The 16,904-nt window shown below is 70.0% G+C and carries 16 protein-coding genes and 2 pseudogenes; 6 read left to right on the plus strand and 12 right to left on the minus strand.

The annotated features are described in order from the left end of the window. Window positions 1-4: 4 nt before the first annotated feature. From RMN56_RS30010 to RMN56_RS30020, 3 genes are all read right to left on the minus strand, one after another. Window positions 5-784, minus strand: coding sequence for a peptidase inhibitor family I36 protein (locus RMN56_RS30010; protein ID WP_313721226.1), 780 nt, complete (start codon window positions 782-784; stop codon window positions 5-7). A 52-nt stretch (window positions 785-836) separates the two neighbouring features. Further along, window positions 837-1,685: a peptidoglycan-binding domain-containing protein gene (locus tag RMN56_RS30015; protein ID WP_313721227.1), complete on the minus strand. Its 849-nt coding sequence runs from the start codon at window positions 1,683-1,685 to the stop codon at window positions 837-839. A gap of 279 nt (window positions 1,686-1,964) precedes the next feature. Next, window positions 1,965-2,966, minus strand: a complete 1,002-nt coding sequence (locus RMN56_RS30020) for an NBR1-Ig-like domain-containing protein (RefSeq protein WP_313721228.1) — start codon at window positions 2,964-2,966, stop codon at window positions 1,965-1,967. A gap of 177 nt (window positions 2,967-3,143) precedes the next feature. On the opposite strand from RMN56_RS30020, the gene RMN56_RS30025 reads away from it, so the two are divergent. Beyond that, window positions 3,144-3,563 carry a hypothetical protein gene (locus RMN56_RS30025; protein WP_313721229.1) on the plus strand — a complete coding sequence of 140 codons (420 nt, stop codon included), beginning with the start codon at window positions 3,144-3,146 and terminating at the stop codon, window positions 3,561-3,563. A 15-nt stretch (window positions 3,564-3,578) separates the two neighbouring features. On the opposite strand, the gene RMN56_RS30030 is transcribed toward RMN56_RS30025, so the two are convergent. From RMN56_RS30030 to RMN56_RS30040, 3 genes are all read right to left on the minus strand, one after another. Then, the gene (locus RMN56_RS30030; RefSeq protein ID WP_313721230.1) at window positions 3,579-3,962 is read right to left on the minus strand and encodes a VOC family protein; all 384 of its coding nucleotides are present in this window, start codon (window positions 3,960-3,962) and stop codon (window positions 3,579-3,581) included. 260 nt (window positions 3,963-4,222) lie between these two features. Next, window positions 4,223-4,747: an HAD domain-containing protein gene (locus tag RMN56_RS30035; RefSeq protein ID WP_313724890.1), complete on the minus strand. Its 525-nt coding sequence runs from the start codon at window positions 4,745-4,747 to the stop codon at window positions 4,223-4,225. A 149-nt stretch (window positions 4,748-4,896) separates the two neighbouring features. Next, window positions 4,897-5,502 carry a YdeI/OmpD-associated family protein gene (locus tag RMN56_RS30040; RefSeq protein WP_313721231.1) on the minus strand — a complete coding sequence of 202 codons (606 nt, stop codon included), beginning with the start codon at window positions 5,500-5,502 and terminating at the stop codon, window positions 4,897-4,899. Between the two features lie 71 nt (window positions 5,503-5,573). Here RMN56_RS30040 and sigJ point away from each other — a divergent pair, with 71 nt between their 5' ends. Both sigJ and RMN56_RS30050 read left to right on the plus strand, forming a co-directional pair. Next, window positions 5,574-6,515 carry an RNA polymerase sigma factor SigJ gene (gene sigJ, locus RMN56_RS30045; RefSeq protein WP_313721232.1) on the plus strand — a complete coding sequence of 314 codons (942 nt, stop codon included), beginning with the start codon at window positions 5,574-5,576 and terminating at the stop codon, window positions 6,513-6,515. Between the two features lie 86 nt (window positions 6,516-6,601). After that, window positions 6,602-7,537: an NAD-dependent epimerase/dehydratase family protein gene (locus RMN56_RS30050; RefSeq protein WP_313721233.1), complete on the plus strand. Its 936-nt coding sequence runs from the start codon at window positions 6,602-6,604 to the stop codon at window positions 7,535-7,537. Window positions 7,538-7,758: 221 nt separating this feature from the next. Here RMN56_RS30050 and RMN56_RS30055 read toward each other — a convergent pair. Further along, window positions 7,759-7,974, minus strand: a pseudogene (locus RMN56_RS30055) (C39 family peptidase); the annotation flags it as partial. A gap of 206 nt (window positions 7,975-8,180) precedes the next feature. Next, complete coding sequence (locus tag RMN56_RS30060; RefSeq protein WP_313721234.1) at window positions 8,181-8,924, minus strand: hypothetical protein; 744 nt, start codon at window positions 8,922-8,924, stop codon at window positions 8,181-8,183. Window positions 8,925-9,116: 192 nt separating this feature from the next. Between RMN56_RS30060 and RMN56_RS30065 the strand changes: the two genes are divergently transcribed. Then, entirely contained in the window at window positions 9,117-9,659 is a 543-nt protein-coding gene (locus RMN56_RS30065; protein ID WP_313721235.1) for an NlpC/P60 family protein, read from the plus strand. A 27-nt stretch (window positions 9,660-9,686) separates the two neighbouring features. On the opposite strand, the gene RMN56_RS30070 is transcribed toward RMN56_RS30065, so the two are convergent. After that, complete coding sequence (locus RMN56_RS30070; RefSeq protein WP_313721236.1) at window positions 9,687-10,820, minus strand: DmpA family aminopeptidase; 1,134 nt, start codon at window positions 10,818-10,820, stop codon at window positions 9,687-9,689. Window positions 10,821-10,950: 130 nt separating this feature from the next. Between RMN56_RS30070 and RMN56_RS30075 the strand changes: the two genes are divergently transcribed. Continuing rightward, window positions 10,951-11,610 (plus strand): TetR/AcrR family transcriptional regulator, encoded by a 660-nt coding sequence (locus RMN56_RS30075; RefSeq protein ID WP_313721237.1) that lies wholly within the window; start codon window positions 10,951-10,953, stop codon window positions 11,608-11,610. Between the two features lie 139 nt (window positions 11,611-11,749). Here the strand turns inward: RMN56_RS30075 and RMN56_RS32900 are convergent. Continuing rightward, window positions 11,750-11,894, minus strand: a pseudogene (locus RMN56_RS32900) (IS982 family transposase); the annotation flags it as partial. A 61-nt stretch (window positions 11,895-11,955) separates the two neighbouring features. After that, window positions 11,956-13,791 (minus strand): AMP-dependent synthetase/ligase, encoded by a 1,836-nt coding sequence (locus tag RMN56_RS30080; protein WP_313721239.1) that lies wholly within the window; start codon window positions 13,789-13,791, stop codon window positions 11,956-11,958. Between the two features lie 575 nt (window positions 13,792-14,366). Between RMN56_RS30080 and RMN56_RS30085 the strand changes: the two genes are divergently transcribed. Next, entirely contained in the window at window positions 14,367-15,593 is a 1,227-nt protein-coding gene (locus tag RMN56_RS30085; protein WP_313721240.1) for an MFS transporter, read from the plus strand. 110 nt (window positions 15,594-15,703) lie between these two features. Here the strand turns inward: RMN56_RS30085 and RMN56_RS30090 are convergent, their stop codons facing one another. Continuing rightward, complete coding sequence (locus tag RMN56_RS30090) at window positions 15,704-16,894, minus strand: NAD(P)/FAD-dependent oxidoreductase (RefSeq protein ID WP_313721241.1); 1,191 nt, start codon at window positions 16,892-16,894, stop codon at window positions 15,704-15,706. Window positions 16,895-16,904 lie beyond the last annotated feature (10 nt).

Here is a 16,904-nt window from a genome sequence, read left to right on the forward strand (position 1 = left end):
CGGGTCACCAGCCGCTCGGGACGTAGGCCCAGCCCAGGTAGTCGGACCGGTCCCGGAACGTGTTGGTCTGGTAGACGCTCGGCCCAGTGCTGATGGCGCTGTTGCCGCCGATGGAGAGCATGACGTGCCCGGCCGACGTGGTGGACGTGAAGAACACCGCCGTTCCGGCGGGCGGCACCGAGCCGGTGTGAATGCGCCCGTTGTCTTTCTGCCACTGGTAGTGCGTGCGGGCCGTGGCGAACCGTCCGCTGGTGCCGAACGCCCGCTCGACGAACAGCTCGCACTGGTTGTTCCAGTCAGTGTGCCCGAGCCGTGCCTTCGCGAACGCGACGGCCTCGGCCGCGCGCGGGTCGGCCGGGTAGGTGCCGCTGGTGCCGCCGATGTTGTGCGAGGCGTTGTTGTTCTTCAACGTCGCGTTGAGGTTGGCCTTCGCCCCGGCCGCGAACGACTGGCTCGCACCGGCGAAGTTGCTGTTGTAGTAGACCACCACGGTCTTGCTGGTGCGGTTCCACACCGACGCGGCGTTGTTCTTCACGCACAGGCCCTGGCCTGCGCCGGCACCCTTGAACTCGTAGCAGGACGGCTGGGTCGTGCCGTAGTCCTCGATCGACCCGGTGAAGTCCGAGATGGAGCCGGCGTAGTTGCTGTTGTAGAAGTAGCAGAACTCGCCGCTGTCGCAGACCCCGTCCCGAGACGCCGCCTGGGCCGGCGAGGCGACAGTCAGGATGGAGGTGGTCATGGCGAGCGCTGCGCCGACGACGGCGAGGTTCTTGCGAATGTTCATGGTGTCCTCTCGTGGACAGTGAGCGATGGTTGTGGATCGGGTCGGGTGCGGGTCACTGCCCACGCTGGTACTGCTCCCAGGTCAGGATCGGAACCTGAGGGCCGTTGTCCGGGCCACGGTTGGCCAGGCCGTTCATGCCGAGGTAGTAGTCGCCGACCTGGTGCTGCGCCTGGCTGGACAGGTCCGTGTCGTTGATCGCCGCGGCGTGGATGTGCCACGGCCAGTCACCCTGACTGGGGTCACGGACCCAGGCGGCGAAGCCGACCTGGCGCAGAGCTCGGGCGACGGCGGTGCGCTTGGCCGCGGTCATGCCGGTGACCGCGATGTCCACCACGCCCCCGCCGTCGTGCGTACCGGCCGAGGTCGGGTCGCCCCCGGGGTTGTACGAGCCCTGCTCGAGCACCAGGGTGGAGCCGAGCAGACGCTGGGCCTCGGCCAGCATCGCCTGGGTGCGGGCGTTGACGACGTACCCGTCACGCTGGACCTTCGCGCCCGGGCCGATCGTCTTGACGACGGTGTAGCGGTTGAGCCCGAGCTTCGTCAGCGAGGTCGTGCCGGGCAGCCCGTTCGCGGCCAGGCCGGTGTAGCCGAGCGAGCGCTGGTAGGCCGCGTACGCCGCGACGGTCTGGGTGCCGAAGTAGCCGTCGACCCACTGCGCGTCCAGCAGGTTCGACGCCTGGAGCGCCTGCTCCACGGCGAGCACGGAACTCTTCGCGCCCGGGGTCAGTGTGCTGTCGGCACGGCGGGGGTCGATCTGGGCGGCCAGGACGGTGGCCTCCATGTCCACGACAGGCCGCGCGGCCGTGGTGACGGTCCGCTGCGCTGTGGCGCCGGATGTCGCGGCCCACGCGTGGGCCGGAGCGCCGACGGCCACGCAGAGCGCGGCGAGCCCGACGGTCAACCAGGGACGTTGCAAGGTCGGTCCTCCTCGTAGCTGGTGAGTCTCGTTCGGAACGGACATCACCCTGCGAGAGGAGACGTGCTGTTCGGTACCCCCGGCGCCCTGTCAGATCCGTCAGGCCCTCACCGACCTCGATGAATGCGGTGTTGTCAGGTTGGACGGCGCCCGGGGCTGACATCGAGCGGTCGCCCGCTGACACCGGGCGGGGCGACCCGGGACCCGGCAGATCGACCGGGGCGGCGGCACGGCGGGCTTGACCGCGGCCGCCGCCGGGGGCGCTCAGGCGATGACGGTGACCATGAAGTACACCGGCCGGCGGGTGGGAAAGTACTCCTGCCCGTGCTCGTCGACCATCTTCCAGCTGACCCAGCACTTCCCTGGGCGGTTCGGCGCGGTGACCACCACACTGATCATCACCTGCTCGCCGGGGGGCGTGTCGCCGATCGCCACCCGGTCCGGTGTCCGGCAATCGTCATCGTCAGCGGTGGGGTTCGTCCGCGCGAGGAAGCGGTTGTGCCAGTCGACCGATCCCACGTTCTTGAGCGCCCACACCTTCTCGAATCGGGCGTTCACCTTCACCCGCGTACCGTCGGGGATGGTGATGTCGGCGACGAACTTGCTCGAGTCGCCGGGAATCAACGCGTCCGAGAACGCCGGCGGCGACGGGGACTGAGAGGCGGCCACGGCGCCCGAGCCGCCCGGGGACGACCGGCCGCGGACGGCGAAGCCCAGGGCGGCGACCAACGCCACCACCACCACCACGGTCGCCGCGGCGGCGAGCCACGGCAGGGGGTGCCGTCGCGCACCCGCGACGTCGTCCTGCACGGCCGGCAGGTGCTCCGCGACCCGCAGCGCGCGTGGGCCCGCCGGCACGAGGTCGGCGGACGTGGCGACGCCGGACACGACGGGCCCACCGGCCGCCGCAGAGTTCACGGCGCGGGACGTCTCGGCGGCCACGACGCGAGTCGTCGCAGCATCGGAAATGCCGGCCCTGGTCGGGGAATCGGTGTCGACCGGTGTCGGGGAGTCGTCCGGAGCGGCGTGGACTGTTCCCGAGCGCTGAGCATCCTCCCAGCGGCACCGCCACTGGGCCTCGTCGGCCTCGCAGGCCCGGACGAACTCGCGCGTGGTCTCCCACGAGGGAAACCTGGTCCCGGCGGCAGCCTCGTGCAGCGTCGTGTGCGAGATCCGGCCCGACCGCCCGGCCATCTTCCGGAACGACGGGTTGCCCACGCCGGTCCGCAGTGTCCGCAGCTGTTCGGCGAATTTCTCGGCGGCCACGCGGTCCGGACCTAACTCACCCGCAGCACGCTGGTTGTCCATGTGTCCCCCATGTCAGACGCCGGCGTCAGACGTTGTCAGAGCGTGTAAGAGGCTACCGAACGGCGTCGTCGGTCATCAATGTCGTGGACGACGACACCGGGCGCGAAGATCCCGGTGCGCTGAAGGAGATCATCGATGAAGAGCCTTTCCCGACGTGGGATCCGCTTCCTCGCCGCTGCCGGGCTGGCGGTGCCCGCCGCGCTGGCGTTTGCCGGACCCGCCCATGCCGCCGAGACCAACCCGCACTGCGCGAGCTCGGTGCAGATCGGCGCGACGGCGTACGTCACCGTCGGCGGACAGACCGCCGCGTCGGTCAAGCAGTACAAGGGATGCGGCAAGAACTACGCCTACACGCACGTGTGGCAGCAGTACCGGGCCAGCCACGGCTCGTACCAGGTCTGCACCTCGATCGTGACCGGGAGCAGGCTACGCGACCTGCAGTGCTCGAGCGGCCCGGACGTCTGGTCCTCGGGCGCCAACACGCTGACGGTGTGCACCCGGGCTCTCGGCGGGATCTCCGACGTGGCGCAGAAGGAGACCGAAGTGCGCTGCTGACCGGGGAACTCGACCTCACGCCACGCAGAACTCGTTGCCCTCGGGATCCTGCATGACGACGTGCCCCAAGGTGTCGCCGTACCACTCCTCGCGCAGCACGGTCGCGCCGGCGGCCACCAGTTCCGGCACCTTCTGCTGGATCAGTCGTGCACGCTCGACCATGTCCCAGGGGCCTGGGCCCGCCACCCGGACGTCGATATGCATCCGGTTCTTGGCGGACTTGCCCTCGGGTACCTTCAGGAAACCAATGGCAGGTCCCCTGCCGTGCGGATCGACGATGGACGCGTTGTCCGGCTCGTCGAAACCGGGCTCCTTGACATACCCGAGGGCGAGCGCCCAGAAGGCAGCGAGCCTCTGGGGATCGCCGGCGTCGCACCCCAGGGTCCAGTAGGTCGCCATTGCGCCAACGTACGCGGGGCCAGGACCCGCTGTCATCGTCGAGGGTGTCCGAGATGAGGGTGGGCGGTGACACCGAACGCGTCGCCCAGGCGCTCTTCCGTCGCCTCCGCGCGTCGGCCCCGGACTCCTCGCCGTGCAGGACTGGATCGTGTCGCACGGCGGTCAACCAATGCAGCGGGTCGAGGACGGCCCGGACAGCCTTGTCGGGTCAGCGCCCGACGGGCACAACGCTCGGATCGACTGCATGAGTGCTCAGGCGATCAAGCAGCGTCGTCGACCTGCCCGAGCCATCGACGGATCGCTGAGAAATCGGATGCGGTCAGGCCCACGTAGGGGTCGACACGTTGCAGCAGCGCCGGCACGGGGTGGTGTGCTGCTACCCATCGCCGGTCAGCATCAGTTATCTCGTCGTCGAGCCAGACGAATGGGCGGCCGGCTGCCCACCGGGTCAGGAAGACGGTCTTCCAGTGCAGACCGTGCTCCGGATCCTCGTCGTCGTCCGGCCATTCGACGACCGGCAGGTCCGGAAGCCCGAGCGGCGGCGAGATGACCTCGTTCGCCTCCGCCATCCATGTCGTCGCCCAGACCAACTGACATCCCAGTGCCAACAGCCGCTGCCCGTCGTCTGGGTCAAGCCGGCCCAGCAGAGGGTTGCCAGTATCGTCGGGTGGCTGCACGACGGCACCACCCAGAGTAACCTCGCGGCCAACCGGCCGGGCTTTGAACGGGATCAGCGGCCCGTCGACATCGACGAACACAAGAATGTTGTTCGCAGGGCCGGCCATCACGCTCGAATCGTATGGAATGAACGCCGTCCCCGCTCCGGGGAAGCATCCCGCGGCGTGCCGCCGGCTACCGTTCACACCACCAGCGGCCCGCGCCGTCGACACCCGCCCATAGCTGCTGACCGCGTCGCGTACGGGTGGCAGCTCGATCACGGCGAAGTCGAGGGCTTGGCCTTCTGCGGGTGAATCGTCTCGTGACGGGCCAGCATGGCGACGAACTCGGCGATCTTCCGCTCGCGGGTCTGCGCCCGTTTGACGGCATTGACGCGGTGGATGAGAGCGAACCGGTTGGTTTTGGTGAGTACGTCGAACATGGCCTGGGCGGCGGGTTCGGCGGCGATGGCGGCGAGCAGGTCGGCCGGCACCTCGGCTTCCGACGGCGGGGCGTAGGCGGCCTCCCAGCGCCCGTCCGCCTTCGCGGCCTCCACCGCGGCGCGGCCCGCAGGCTGCATTCGCCCCTCCGCCTCCAGCCGGGCCACGTGGGAGACGTTGCGTTGTGACCAGGAACTGCGGGACCGGCGCGGGGTGAACCGGATCCAGGAGGTCTCCTCATCCCGTTTACGGGCCTGCCCGTCGATCCAGCCGAAACACAGGGCCTCGTCGACGGCCTGCTGCCAGGTCAGCGTCGTGACTGTGCCGCCCTTCCTGGTCAGGGCGAGCCAGACACCGGGCGACGTGGCGTGGTTGGCCGACAACCACACGCGCAGCGCGTCGGCGTCGGCGACGATCAACTCGTCCAGTTCGGCGCTCCCCATGACGGCAGGCTACCGCTGCGCCGAGTGGGGCCGTGATCAGCTGGAGGCATCGCGGGAAATAGGATCAGGTCATGCCCTTGACGGTGGATGACGTCGATCGATTCGAGCTGTCGAGGCGCCGTCTGGAGGCCATCGCCTACCGTCTCCTCGGCTCCGCGGACGAGGCGGAGGACGTCGTGCAGGAGACGTTCCTGCGCTGGCAGGCCGCCGACGTCGACCGCGTCGAGGTCCCCGAGGCTTGGCTGACGAAGGTACTCACCAACCTGTGCCTCAATCAGCTCACCTCCGCGCGGGCACGCCGCGAGACCTACGTGGGTCGATGGCTCCCCGAGCCGCTGCTGGCGGGGGACCCGATGCTCGGCCCGGCCGACACCGCTGAGCAGCGCGAATCGGTCTCGTACGCGGTCCTCACCCTCATGGAGCGCCTGTCCCCCAACGAGCGGGCCGTGTACGTGCTGCGAGAGGCCTTCGACTACCCGCACCGGGAGATCGCCGAGATCCTCGGCATCACCGAGGCCGCCAGCCAGCAGATCTTTCACCGCGCCAAGAAGCATGTCGCGTACGGCAAGGCCCGCACCGACGTCGACCAGGCCGCCGCCCGGCGGATCGCCGCGGAGTTCCTCGCGGCCGCCACCAGTGGCCGGACCGATGAGCTCGTACGCCTGCTCACCAAGGACGCCATCTCCATCGGCGACGGCGGAGGAAAGGTTCCGGCACGCACCAGGGCGTTCGAGGGAGCCGTCGCGGTCGCGAAGTTCGTGTGGGGCCTGCTCAAGCCCGCCGAAGCGAAGCGCGCCATCGTCGGCGGCTCGCCCGAGATCTACGCCTGGACCGCCAATGGCGAACCCGCCGTTGTGGCGGTCGTGGAGGGCCGGGTCGTCGCCATCATGTGCCTGGAGGTCACCGCCGAGGGCATCACCGCCTGCCGTACCCAGGCGAACCCCGACAAGCTCGAACGCGCGACCCAGCAATGGGCGGCGGCCAGCCATGGGGGGCCCCTGCTCATGATGTGACCCGCGTCACCCTGGGCTCCTGTCAGGAATCGGCGGGCCATCCGGTTCAAGTGACGAATCCGAACCGGACAGCAAGGGAGCCGACGATGAGAGTGCTGGTGGCAGGAGCGACCGGAGCGATGGGCAAGGAACTCGTGCCGCGTCTGGTCGATGCCGGACACGAGGTGTTCGCCATGATCCGCAGCGGATCCAACAAGGCCAGGGCGGCACAGCTGGGCGCGGTACCGGTCATCGCCGATGCGCTGGATCGCGCCCAGGTCGAGGCGGCCGTGCGCCAGGCGGCCCCGGAGGTGATCGTTGACCAGCTGACCGCCATCGGGCACGTCGACACCCGTCACTTCGACCGCAGCTTCGCCGCCACCAACCGGCTGCGGATCGAGGGGACCGACAACCTCCTCGCGGCCGCACGCGCCACCGGAGCACGACGGTTCGTCGCCCAGAGCAACGGGGCGTTCACCTACACGCGGACCGGCGGGCCGGTCAAGAACGAACAAGACCCGCTGGATCGCGCGCCGGTCAGCCAGATGGCCCCGATGATCGCCGCGATCGAACACCTGGAGAAGGCCGTGCTGGGCGCCGCCTGGACCGAAGGGATCGTGCTGCGCTACGGCGCGTTCTACGGACCCGGCACCTCCATGGCGCCGGGCTCCGAGCAGCTCGAGATGATCCGCAAACGCAAGTTCCCGGTCGTCGGCGACGGCGGTGGGGTGTGGTCGTTCGTCCACATCGCCGACGCCGCCGAGGCCACGGTCGCGGCGGTGGAGAACGGCGGCCGCGGTGTCTACAACATCGTTGATGACGACCCCGCCCCGGTCGCCGAGTGGCTGCCGGAACTGGCAGCGATGCTGGGCGCCAAGAAGCCGATGCGCGTACCGCGGTTCGTCGGACGGCTGGCCGCCGGAGAGGCCGGCGTGGTGCTCATGACCGAGCTGCGCGGCGCATCCAACGCCAAGGCGAAGCGCGATCTGGTCTGGCACCCGACACACCCCACCTGGCGTCAAGGCTTCCAGGTCGTGCCGTGACGTGCTGAGCGTCGTTCTTCCCGCCTCGTTGGCAGCAGTACCGGGCGAACCACAGCTCGTACCAGGTCTGCACCTCGATCGTGACCGGAAGCACGCTGCGCGACCTGCAGTGCTCGTGCGGCCCGGACGTCTGGTCCTCGGGCGCCAACACACTGACGGTGTCCACCTGGGCCCTCGGCGGGATCTCCGACGTGGCGCAGAAGGAGACCGAGAGGGTGCGATCAGGCAGAGTAGCCGTGGGTGGCCATCCAGTTCGCAAGGTCGATGGTGGTCATCCCGTACGAGGCGGTAGCCACATTCGCCGAGCCGGCAATCCGGACGGTCCGGCCGTCGTCCTTGTAGCCAACCACCGTGATGTAGTGCCCGCCGGGAAACGAGTGCCAGCCGCCGTCGGTGTCGGTCGCCGAGCCGACGGTGTTGGCAACCACTGCGCGCCGCGGGTCGATCTGCGCCGCCTTGATCAGCGCCTCCATGTCGACCTCCGGCAGGACCGCCCTACCGGGAACCGCGAGCAGCCCGGCGCCGAGCACCCCGAGCGTCACCGCGGCCGTACGGCTCAGCGGGTGCCTCCGGTGCAGCACGGTCCCCGCCGGTCGATCGCGGCGGTCGGGTCGCTGCCCAAACCCGGCTGCCAGGCCCGGGCTCACCAGGCCGCCGGCAGGTAGGCGACCGACCAGCCGCGGTAGGAGCCGTGGTCGAGGTAGCCGGCCACCCCGACCCCGCCGCCGACGGAGGTGCCGATCACCTTGCCCTCCCCCAGGCTGATCGCCACGTGCCCGCTGCCGACCGAGTTGTGATACCAGACCAGCGCGCCGCGCGGCGGGATGCCGGAGGTCTTCAGGTAGCCGTTGCTGCTCTCCCAGTCACCGCCGATCTCCGCGGTGTTCCAGCCCGAGCCGCCCCACCCGTACGCCTGGGCGACGAAGGCCAAGCACAGGTTCTCGTAGGCGGTGGAGCGGTACCGCTGGAAGGCCCAGTCGATCGCCCCGTTGGCGGATCGTGGGTTCGTCTTCGAGGACGGCTCGTCGCCGACGTAGGCGCAGCTGTTGACGACCTGGCCGTCCGAGCCGGTGTGCACGTAGGCGTCGGAGACCATGCCGCCGTTGGACAGCAGGTCCCACAGCGTCGTGGTGCCGTAGGTGCCGGTCACCGACTGGCCGGTGGTCTGGCACAGCAGCGTGACCGTCGACCCGTCGGACACCGTTCGCCACGCCGCGTAGCCGGTGCCCGGTCCCGACCGGACGCTGAGTGCCGTACCGGAGGTGTTGATCGTGCCGGTGGCGGAGTCGGCGTACGCGTAGGCCGCGCCCGGCGCTCCGCCGACCAGGACGACGGCCAGCGCGGCGGCGGCCACCGCGGCGACCGGTCCGCGCGAGCGCTTCGGCAAGGTATCGACAATCTTCCACATAGTTGAGGAAGCTAGCGTTCGCTCACGGCCCGGTCCACACCCGTGTGGACATTCTTGCCACAGACGCCCATTGACCCGAAACTAACCTTCACCCTCACCCTTGACAGCGAGGTTCATCTATTCTTTGCTGTTCCGGACGATAAATAATCGCTGCAGCGGTGAGGAGTTGGCATGAGCAGGACAATCCCCGTGCGCCGGTTCGCCCGTCGGGCAGGTGCGATCCTCGCGACCGCCGCCCTGGTGACAACCGGCGCGGTTCACATCGCCACCGGCCCCGCCTACGCGGCCGGTGCCCGGGCAAGTGTCGTCAGCGCGGCCAGGGCCTATCTGGGAACCCCATACAAGCTGGCCTACGGCTGGACATGCGGGCGGGCGGCGGTGGACTGCGAGTGCCTGAACCGGCACGCGATCTGGGACGGCACCTACGCGGCCACCGGCCGCGGCCTGCAACTGAACTACTGGCTCCAGGGCCAGATCAACCAGGGCCGCCGCACCACCAGTCCCCGGGCCGGAGACCTGATCTTCTGGGACACCGATCCCAACGACGGCATCCGCTACGGTGGCGACCTCGACCACACCGGTGTCTACATCGGCAACAACCAGGCCATCGACGCCAACGCCTACTACGGCTACGTCAAGGTCGACTCGATTACCCTGGGCGGCACCGAGCCGGACCCGATCTTCGTGGACGTGTTGACCCCGAACGGCTATTGACGGCGGGCACCGGGCCGGCCGACGGTCCTACCGTGACCGGCCGGCCCGGACCATGGCGATCACCCGTTCCACCGGCAACGCCGACATCGCGTGGCCGTCGCGGCCCGTCATGTCCTCGTTGACGAACAGCGCGTTGAGGACCGCCTCCTCGACGGCCTGCACGACAGCCTCGAAGAAGCGGTCCATGAAGCTCCACGGCACGAACGACATCTCGTCCAGACACTCGCGGGTGTCCTGCGGATACCCGGCGTGCAGCGCCCCCTCGTTGGCGGTGGAGAAGGTCAGGAAGAGATCACCGGAGAAGTGCGATCCGCTGGTGCCGGTGCGCGCGAGTCCCAACGGCACGCGCCGCGACATCGCCTTGCACTGGCCGGGCAGCAGGGGCGCGTCCGTCGCCACAACGACGATCACCGATCCGGCGCCGGCGGGCGGGCGCGCCCCCTCCGGCGCCGGTGGCGGGTCGGGCAGGGCCCGGCCCACCGGCACCCCCGCGACGACAAGTTCGTCTCGGGTGCCGAAATTGGCCTGGACCAGCACCCCCACCACGTAACCGCGCCCGGCGAAGGTCACCACGCGTGATGCGCTCCCGGTTCCGCCCTTGAAGCCGTAGCAGCACATCCCGGTGCCGCCCCCGACCGAGCCCTGCGCCACCGGTCCGCCGGCGGCCTCCTGGATGGTGCGGGCGACCGCCGCCGGTTGGACGTGCGCGCCGTTGATGTCGTTCAGGTACCCGTCGTAGGTCTCGGCGACCACCGGAAGCATCCACCGCTGCGCCCGCTCCGGAACATTCGCCACCACCCAGTCGATCACCCCACGGTGCGCCGCACCGACCGCATGGGAATTGGTCAGCACCACGGGCAGATCCAGCAGACCGGCCTCCTCGACGAACGCCGCTCCGGTCATCTCCCCGTTGCCGTTGAGCACCGACGTGCCGGCAGCGCACGCCGAACCCACGCCCGCGCGTCCGCGCGGCAGGATCACGGTGGCCCCCGTACGTACCGGACCGGAACCCACCGCCAGCGTCCCGGAACCCTCGATCAGGGTCAGCAGACCCACCTCGACCCCGGGCACATCGCTGATCGCATTGTTCGGGCCGGGCTCCCCGAGCAGCGGAACGCCGGCCTCCCGCGCACCCACCCCGGCCCATCGTCCGCGAGCCATCAGTCCGCCCCCTCCGGCGCCTCGGTTCCTCGGATGCGACGACAAACCCTACCGATCCGCACCGCGGGGATCGTGACGGCATTGATAGCGTGAGCTGACGGCGCAGCCGTCGGACGACCCGGGGAGACAGATGGCCCGTCCCAAGGTGCAGGAGCAACAGCGCGCTCACCTGGCCGCGGCAGCCCGTCGAGCAATCGTCACGCACGGCTTGGCGCACGTCCGGATCCGGGACGTCGCCGAGGCCGCCGGCATGTCACCGGGCACCGTCACCTACTACTACCGGCAACTCGACGAGCTGTTCCAGCAGATCTACGAGGACGCCGTCGACCGCTTCCACCGGCAACGCGCGCAGGCCATGCAGCGGCAGGCCGACCCCGCCGGAAAGCTGCTCGCCGCGATCGACGCCGGCCTGCCGGAAGGCCAGGACGACGAGCTGTGCTGTCTGCTCTACGAGTTCTCGCCGCAGGCGCGGCGCCGGCCTGGGGAGGCCGCCCTCCGCCGCGGTCTCTTCGACCAACAGGCACAGCTGTACGCGGACCTGCTCGCCGCGGGTGCCGACCAGGGAGCGTTCGCCTTGGCCCTGCCGGCCGCCGAGGCGGCCCGGAACCTCGTGGCGCTCGAGGACGCCTACGCGTACCACATCATCGCCGGGACCTCGGTGACTCGTGGGCAGGCTCGGGACTATCTCGTCGGATACGCCAGCTACGCGACCGGCACCGACCTGAAGCGGCGGACGCCCTCACCGCGGCGGGCCGATGAGATCGCAGGTTGCGTGGCGGACCACGGCTAGGCCGGCTCGCCACTTGCCGCGCCGGGCCCGGAGGCGGGCCCGGCGCGGCACGGTCCGTCAGCCGAGGGTGAACCGGAAAACCGGGGACGGTAGATCCCCCGGGTCCCGGTAGTGGGTGCCGGCGGGGTGTTGTGCTTTCCCCGAGCAGCGCCTGCGCCACAGCCAACGTGAGCAACTCCGCGTCGGACAGCCTCGGTGGCCTACCGGTCCTACGAGGCCGTCCGAGCCAGTCATCGATCTTCACGTAAAGTGCGGTCAGAAAGGATGTTGAGGTCTGTCGTCACAAACAGAACTTCAGCACCCTTCGTCTACGCCCACACCCCGGGGTTGTTAGGACTTACTCGTCTAGTGGCCGGCGTAGAGGGCGTCGATCTCCGCGGCGCAGTGCTCCTGCACCACCTCCCGCTTGATCTTCAAGGTGGGGGTGAGCTCACCGTTGGCCTCGCTGAAGTCGTCGGGCAGGATGCGGAAGGTCTTGATCGCCTCCGCCTGGGAGACCGGGCTGTTCGCCCGGTCGATCGCCGCCTGGATCTCGCCGCGCAGGGCGGGGTCGTCGCGCATCTCCGCCACCGATGCGCGCGGGTGACCGTGAGCGGTCCGCCACCGCAGCCACGCCTGCGGGTCGATGGTGATCAGAGCCGCCGCGTACGGCTTCGCGTCGCCGACGAGCATGCAGTTGCTGACCAGCGGGTCCGCGCGTACCCGATCCTCCATCGGTGCGGGCACGATGTGCTTGCCGGCAGCGGTCACGAGGATCTCCTTGGTGCGTCCCGTGATCCGCAGATAACCGTCGTCGTCGAGGCTGCCGAGGTCGCCGGTGCGGAACCAGCCGTCGGCGGTGAACGCCGCGCGGGTGGCGGACGGGTTGTTCCAGTACCCCTGGAACACGACCTGGCCGCGGACGAGGACCTCCCCGTCGTCGGCGATCGCCAACTCCACGCCCGGTAGCGGCCGGCCGACCGTGCCGATCCGCATCGCCGACGGCCGGTTCGCCGCCACCGCCGGGGAGGTCTCGGTCAACCCGTACCCCTCCAGCGGCGTCAGACCGGCCCCGCGGAAGAAGTGCCCGAGCCGCTCACCGAGGGGAGCGCCGCCGACGATCGCGACGCGGCACCGTCCGCCGAGCGCCGCCCGCAGCTTCCGATAGACCAGCAGGTCGAAGACCCGCCGCGCCAGCCGGAGCACCGGACCGGGGCCGGACGGGCGGTCCAGGGCCCGGCTGTACCGCACGGCCACCCGGTCCGCGACGGCGAAGAGGCGACCCCGGCGGCTCTCGATGGCCTTCTGCCGCGCCTGGTTGTACATCTTCTCGAACACTCGCGGCACCGCGAGGACGAACGTGGGCCGGTACCGACGTAGCTGATCCATCACGCCGCTCATGCTGGCGCTGTGCACCATCGTGGCCCGGGTCTGCACCATCCCCACCTGGATCATCCGGGCGAACGCGTGCGCCAACGGCAGGAAGAGCACCGTCGACGCCCGCTCATGGAACAACTCCGGCAGCACCGCGACCGCGTTGCCGACGTCGAGGCCGATGTTGCCGTGCGTCAGCACGCAGCCCTTCGGCCGGCCCGTCGTCCCGCTGGTGTACACGATCGTCGCCACGTCCCCGCCCGACACCGCGCCCCGGCGGGCCTCCACCTGCTCGTCGTCGACAACCCGACCCCGAGCCGCTGCCTGTATCAGGTCGCCGGCGTCGATCTGCCACACCTGCCGGAGCCCCGGCAGCCTTTCCCGCACGCCGGTCAGCATCGCGGCGTGCTCGGGTGTCTCCACCACGCACGCCACCGCGCCGGAGTCGGCCAGGATCCAGGCCAGCTGATCGGCACTGGAGGTGTCGTACACCGGAACGGTCACCGCCCCGATCGTCCACACCGCATAGTCGACCAGGGTCCACTCGTATCGGGTACGGCTCATCAACGCCACCCGTTCGCCCGGCTCGACCCCTGCGGCGATGAGCCCTCGCGCCAACGCCAGCACGTCATCGCGGAACTGCCGGCAGGTCACCGCACCCGCGTCGCCGACGCCGGACTGCTGCGCGGGCCACGACCGGACGTCCGGGTCCGGGCGCAGAAACTGCACGGTGTCCGGTTTCCGTCGCGCGTTCTCCCACACCACGTCGGCCAGCCCCACCGACTCGCCGCCGGTCACCTCCGGCTTCACCGCGACGCTGCCTCGCATGCCTCGTACGCCTCCTGGCTGTAGACCGATGCGTCCCTGCACGTCCTATCGGCTGCTCTTCACCTTCCTGTGGAGCTGGTCGAGCTCATGCGGGTCCGGCTCATGCGGGAAGTCCAGCCCTTTGTTCCGCACCCGGGAGAAGTCGTCGATCATGTGCTGAACCTCGCCGGGGTGAACCGCTTGGTCCCGATCACCCTTTTCTTTCACTCGATGACGTCGTCGTAGTTCTTCCAGTCCCGTTTGCCGATCAAGCGCTCGATGTCGGTGACGTCGTATTCCTTCTGCATCGCTGACTGGCCGGGTCGTGGATCTTCATCACCCGATCGCCCCGTCGCCGGTTCTCCGCCGCGCGATTGCCCGAGGCGTACTTGGCCAAACGCTCCGCTCCGCCATGGGGCCCCGTTTGTGGCCGGTGCCGGCGAGTGACCGCGCCGGGCGGCCATCCGGGCCTGGAGTGAGTGGACCACGGCTGATGTTGAGAGCGGGTCTTATGGCACGACGCGACTGCGGCGGGCAGCTGGGCGCCTGGGCTGATCCACACCCCGACCCGCATGCCGGTAAGCCAGACTGCATGAGTGAAGATCGCGGCGCCGACAATCAGGTGGACGCCCTGGCGGTTCGTGACCGTGTTCGGTGTTGTCAGTCTGCTGTCGGACGTGGTGTACGAGGGCGCCCGGTCAGTCATCGGTCCTTACCTGGCCATCCTCGGCGCATCCGCGACCCTCGTCGGCCTGGTCACCGGTGTCGGGGAGGCGTTCGCCCTGGCCGGACGGCTGGGCAGCGGGCCCCTCGCCGACCGAACCCAGGCCTACTGGCCGCTGGTCCTGGTCGGCTACGTCCTGACCATGGTCGCGGTGCCCGCACTCGGGCTGACCAGCGCATTGTGGCTGGCTGCGGTGCTGTTCGTCGCGGAACGTGCCGGTAAGGCGATCCGGGGCCCGGCGCGCGATGTCATGATCTCCCACGCGGCCTCGGCAGTGGGCCGTGGCAAGGGCTTCGCCGTGCACGAGGCGCTCGACCAGGCGGGGGCGGTTGCCGGGCCGTTGCTGGTCGCCGCCGTTCTGGCCGCCACCGCCTACCACTACCGACCCGCGTTCCTCGCCTTGGCCGTACCGGGTGTGGCGGCGCTGCTCCTGCTGCTGTGGCTGCGCGTCGGCGTTCCCGATCCGCGCCGCTTTGAACCGAGTCCTCAACCCGGTGCGGCGCCCACCCCGCCGGGCGTCCGGCTGCCCCGCGTGTTCTGGACCTATCTGGCCTTTACGGTGCTGACCACGGCCGGCTACGCCACCTTCGGCGTGCTCAGCTTCCACCTCGCCACCCGGCACGTCGTACCGGTGGCGGTGGTCCCGGTCGTGTACGCCGCCGCAATGGGCGTCGACGCGATCGCCGCGCTGGCCTCCGGGTGGCTGTATGACCGGGCCGGCCTGCGGGTACTGGCCGCCGTCCCCGTGCTGACCGCCCTGATCCCGCTGGCCGCCTTCACCACCACTCCGGCGACCGCGGTCGCCGGCGTCCTGGCCTGGGGCGCCGTGCTCGGCATCCAGGAATCCACCATGCGTGCGGCCATCGCCGACATCGTCCCCGCTGCCAGGCGGGGCACCGCCTACGGCATCTTCGCCGCCGGGTTGGGCGCGGCGACCCTGGTCGGTGGGGTGATCATCGGCGCCCTCTACGACTACTCAATCACCGCCATGATCATCGCCGTGGCCGGAATTCAGGCCGTCGCCCTCGCCCTGTTCGTCGCTACCGATCGCCCGGCCACCCGGCCCGTTCGCCCTTCACCGCAGGGAAGTCGTGGATGACGAACGAGCCGGCGACAGCACCGCGGTGGGGCCCGGCGGCGAGTGGGACACCCGGGATGCTGGCCAGCTCGCGGGCCGGCATCCGCAGGAGAAGCAGGTACATGAGCGAGCTAGGCGGTGACGGGCCGGTTGCGCCGGCCGCCGGTGGCGCCCAGCATGCGGGCCGAGATGGCGATCCGCTTCGCCAGGCCGTAGGTCTTGATCGGGCTGCTGCTGACGGCCTCCTTGTAGAACACGGCTGCTCGGCCGGTGAGCATCCAGCGCCGAGGAGTGTCGTCGGCGTGCGTGAACTGGATCACCGCGTCCTTCCGGCCGAGGCTGACCGGCTGGTGGATGTAGCCGAACCGGAAGGGCCGGGGCTCCTTGCCGCGCGCCTGGCGGGCGACGTTCTCGGCGACGTGGGCGGCGGTCGGCAGGCCGCTCTGACACGTGCCGTGGAGCACGCCGTACGCCTGCCGGATCGCGGCGGCGTCTCCGACGGCATAAATGTCCGGGTGCGACACGGAGCGCAGGGTCGCGTCGGTCACGATCCGACCGGTCTCGTCGGTCGTGATCCCGGCATCGGCCGCCAGTGGTGCCACGCGCACCCCGGTGGTCCACAGGGTTCCGTCGCCCGGTACGAACTCGCCTCCGGCCAACTCGACACCATCCGGCAGCACCCGGGCGACCTCGGCGCCGGCGCGGACGGCCACACCCAGCCGGTCGAGCGACGCCCGCAGGTAGGCGCGCGCCCTGGCACCCATCATCGCGCCCGGTTCGCTCCGACTCAGCAGCGTCACCTGGACCTTCGGGTAGGACTCGGCGATCTCAGCCGCCGCCTCGATACCGGTCAGCCCGCCCCCGCACACCAGGAAGGTGCCCTGGTCGGCGGCCTTGAGGTGCTCGGCCACGTGTAGCGCGCTCCGCGGGCTGTTGAGGGTGTAGGCGTGAGCGTCGGCGCCCGGGACGCGGGCGGAGTCGGTAGTGCTGCCGAGCGCGTAGATCAGCGTCTCGTAGTCCACCGCAACCCGCTTGTCGGAGGTGGAAACGGTGACGGTGCGCGCGGCGGTGTCGATGCCGGTTGCCCAGCCCTTGACGAAGGCGATCCCGGTGCCGGTCAACAGGTCCGGGATCCGGTGGTCGGCGAGCTGCTGTCCGGTCGCGATCTGGTGCATCCGCAGCCGCTCGGTGAGGCGCTCCGACGGGTTGATCAGTGTCACGCGCACTCGGCCCCTGCCCCGGTGCGCTGCGCCGAGAGCCGCCAGCATGCCGGTGTATCCGGCGCCGACAACGACGATCCGCTTTTGCTCTGTGTTCACCATGCCCCACGGA

The organism is Micromonospora halotolerans (genome assembly GCF_032108445.1).
GTDB classification, from domain to species: Bacteria; Actinomycetota; Actinomycetes; order Mycobacteriales; family Micromonosporaceae; genus Micromonospora; species Micromonospora halotolerans.

Excerpts from the sequence above, each read along its gene's own strand:
- RMN56_RS30010 (WP_313721226.1), bottom strand. The coding sequence starts at position 784 with ATGAACATTCGCAAGAACCTCGCCGTCGTCGGCGCAGCGCTCGCCATG.
- RMN56_RS30025 (WP_313721229.1), top strand. The coding sequence starts at position 3,144 with ATGAAGAGCCTTTCCCGACGTGGGATCCGCTTCCTCGCCGCTGCCGGG.
- RMN56_RS30030 (WP_313721230.1), bottom strand. The coding sequence starts at position 3,962 with ATGGCGACCTACTGGACCCTGGGGTGCGACGCCGGCGATCCCCAGAGG.
- RMN56_RS30035 (WP_313724890.1), bottom strand. The coding sequence starts at position 4,747 with ATGGCCGGCCCTGCGAACAACATTCTTGTGTTCGTCGATGTCGACGGG.
- RMN56_RS30040 (WP_313721231.1), bottom strand. The coding sequence starts at position 5,502 with ATGGGGAGCGCCGAACTGGACGAGTTGATCGTCGCCGACGCCGACGCG.
- sigJ (WP_313721232.1), top strand. The coding sequence starts at position 5,574 with ATGCCCTTGACGGTGGATGACGTCGATCGATTCGAGCTGTCGAGGCGC.
- RMN56_RS30050 (WP_313721233.1), top strand. The coding sequence starts at position 6,602 with ATGAGAGTGCTGGTGGCAGGAGCGACCGGAGCGATGGGCAAGGAACTC.
- RMN56_RS30065 (WP_313721235.1), top strand. The coding sequence starts at position 9,117 with ATGAGCAGGACAATCCCCGTGCGCCGGTTCGCCCGTCGGGCAGGTGCG.
- RMN56_RS30070 (WP_313721236.1), bottom strand. The coding sequence starts at position 10,820 with ATGGCTCGCGGACGATGGGCCGGGGTGGGTGCGCGGGAGGCCGGCGTT.
- RMN56_RS30075 (WP_313721237.1), top strand. The coding sequence starts at position 10,951 with ATGGCCCGTCCCAAGGTGCAGGAGCAACAGCGCGCTCACCTGGCCGCG.
- RMN56_RS30080 (WP_313721239.1), bottom strand. The coding sequence starts at position 13,791 with ATGCGAGGCAGCGTCGCGGTGAAGCCGGAGGTGACCGGCGGCGAGTCG.
- RMN56_RS30090 (WP_313721241.1), bottom strand. The coding sequence starts at position 16,894 with ATGGTGAACACAGAGCAAAAGCGGATCGTCGTTGTCGGCGCCGGATAC.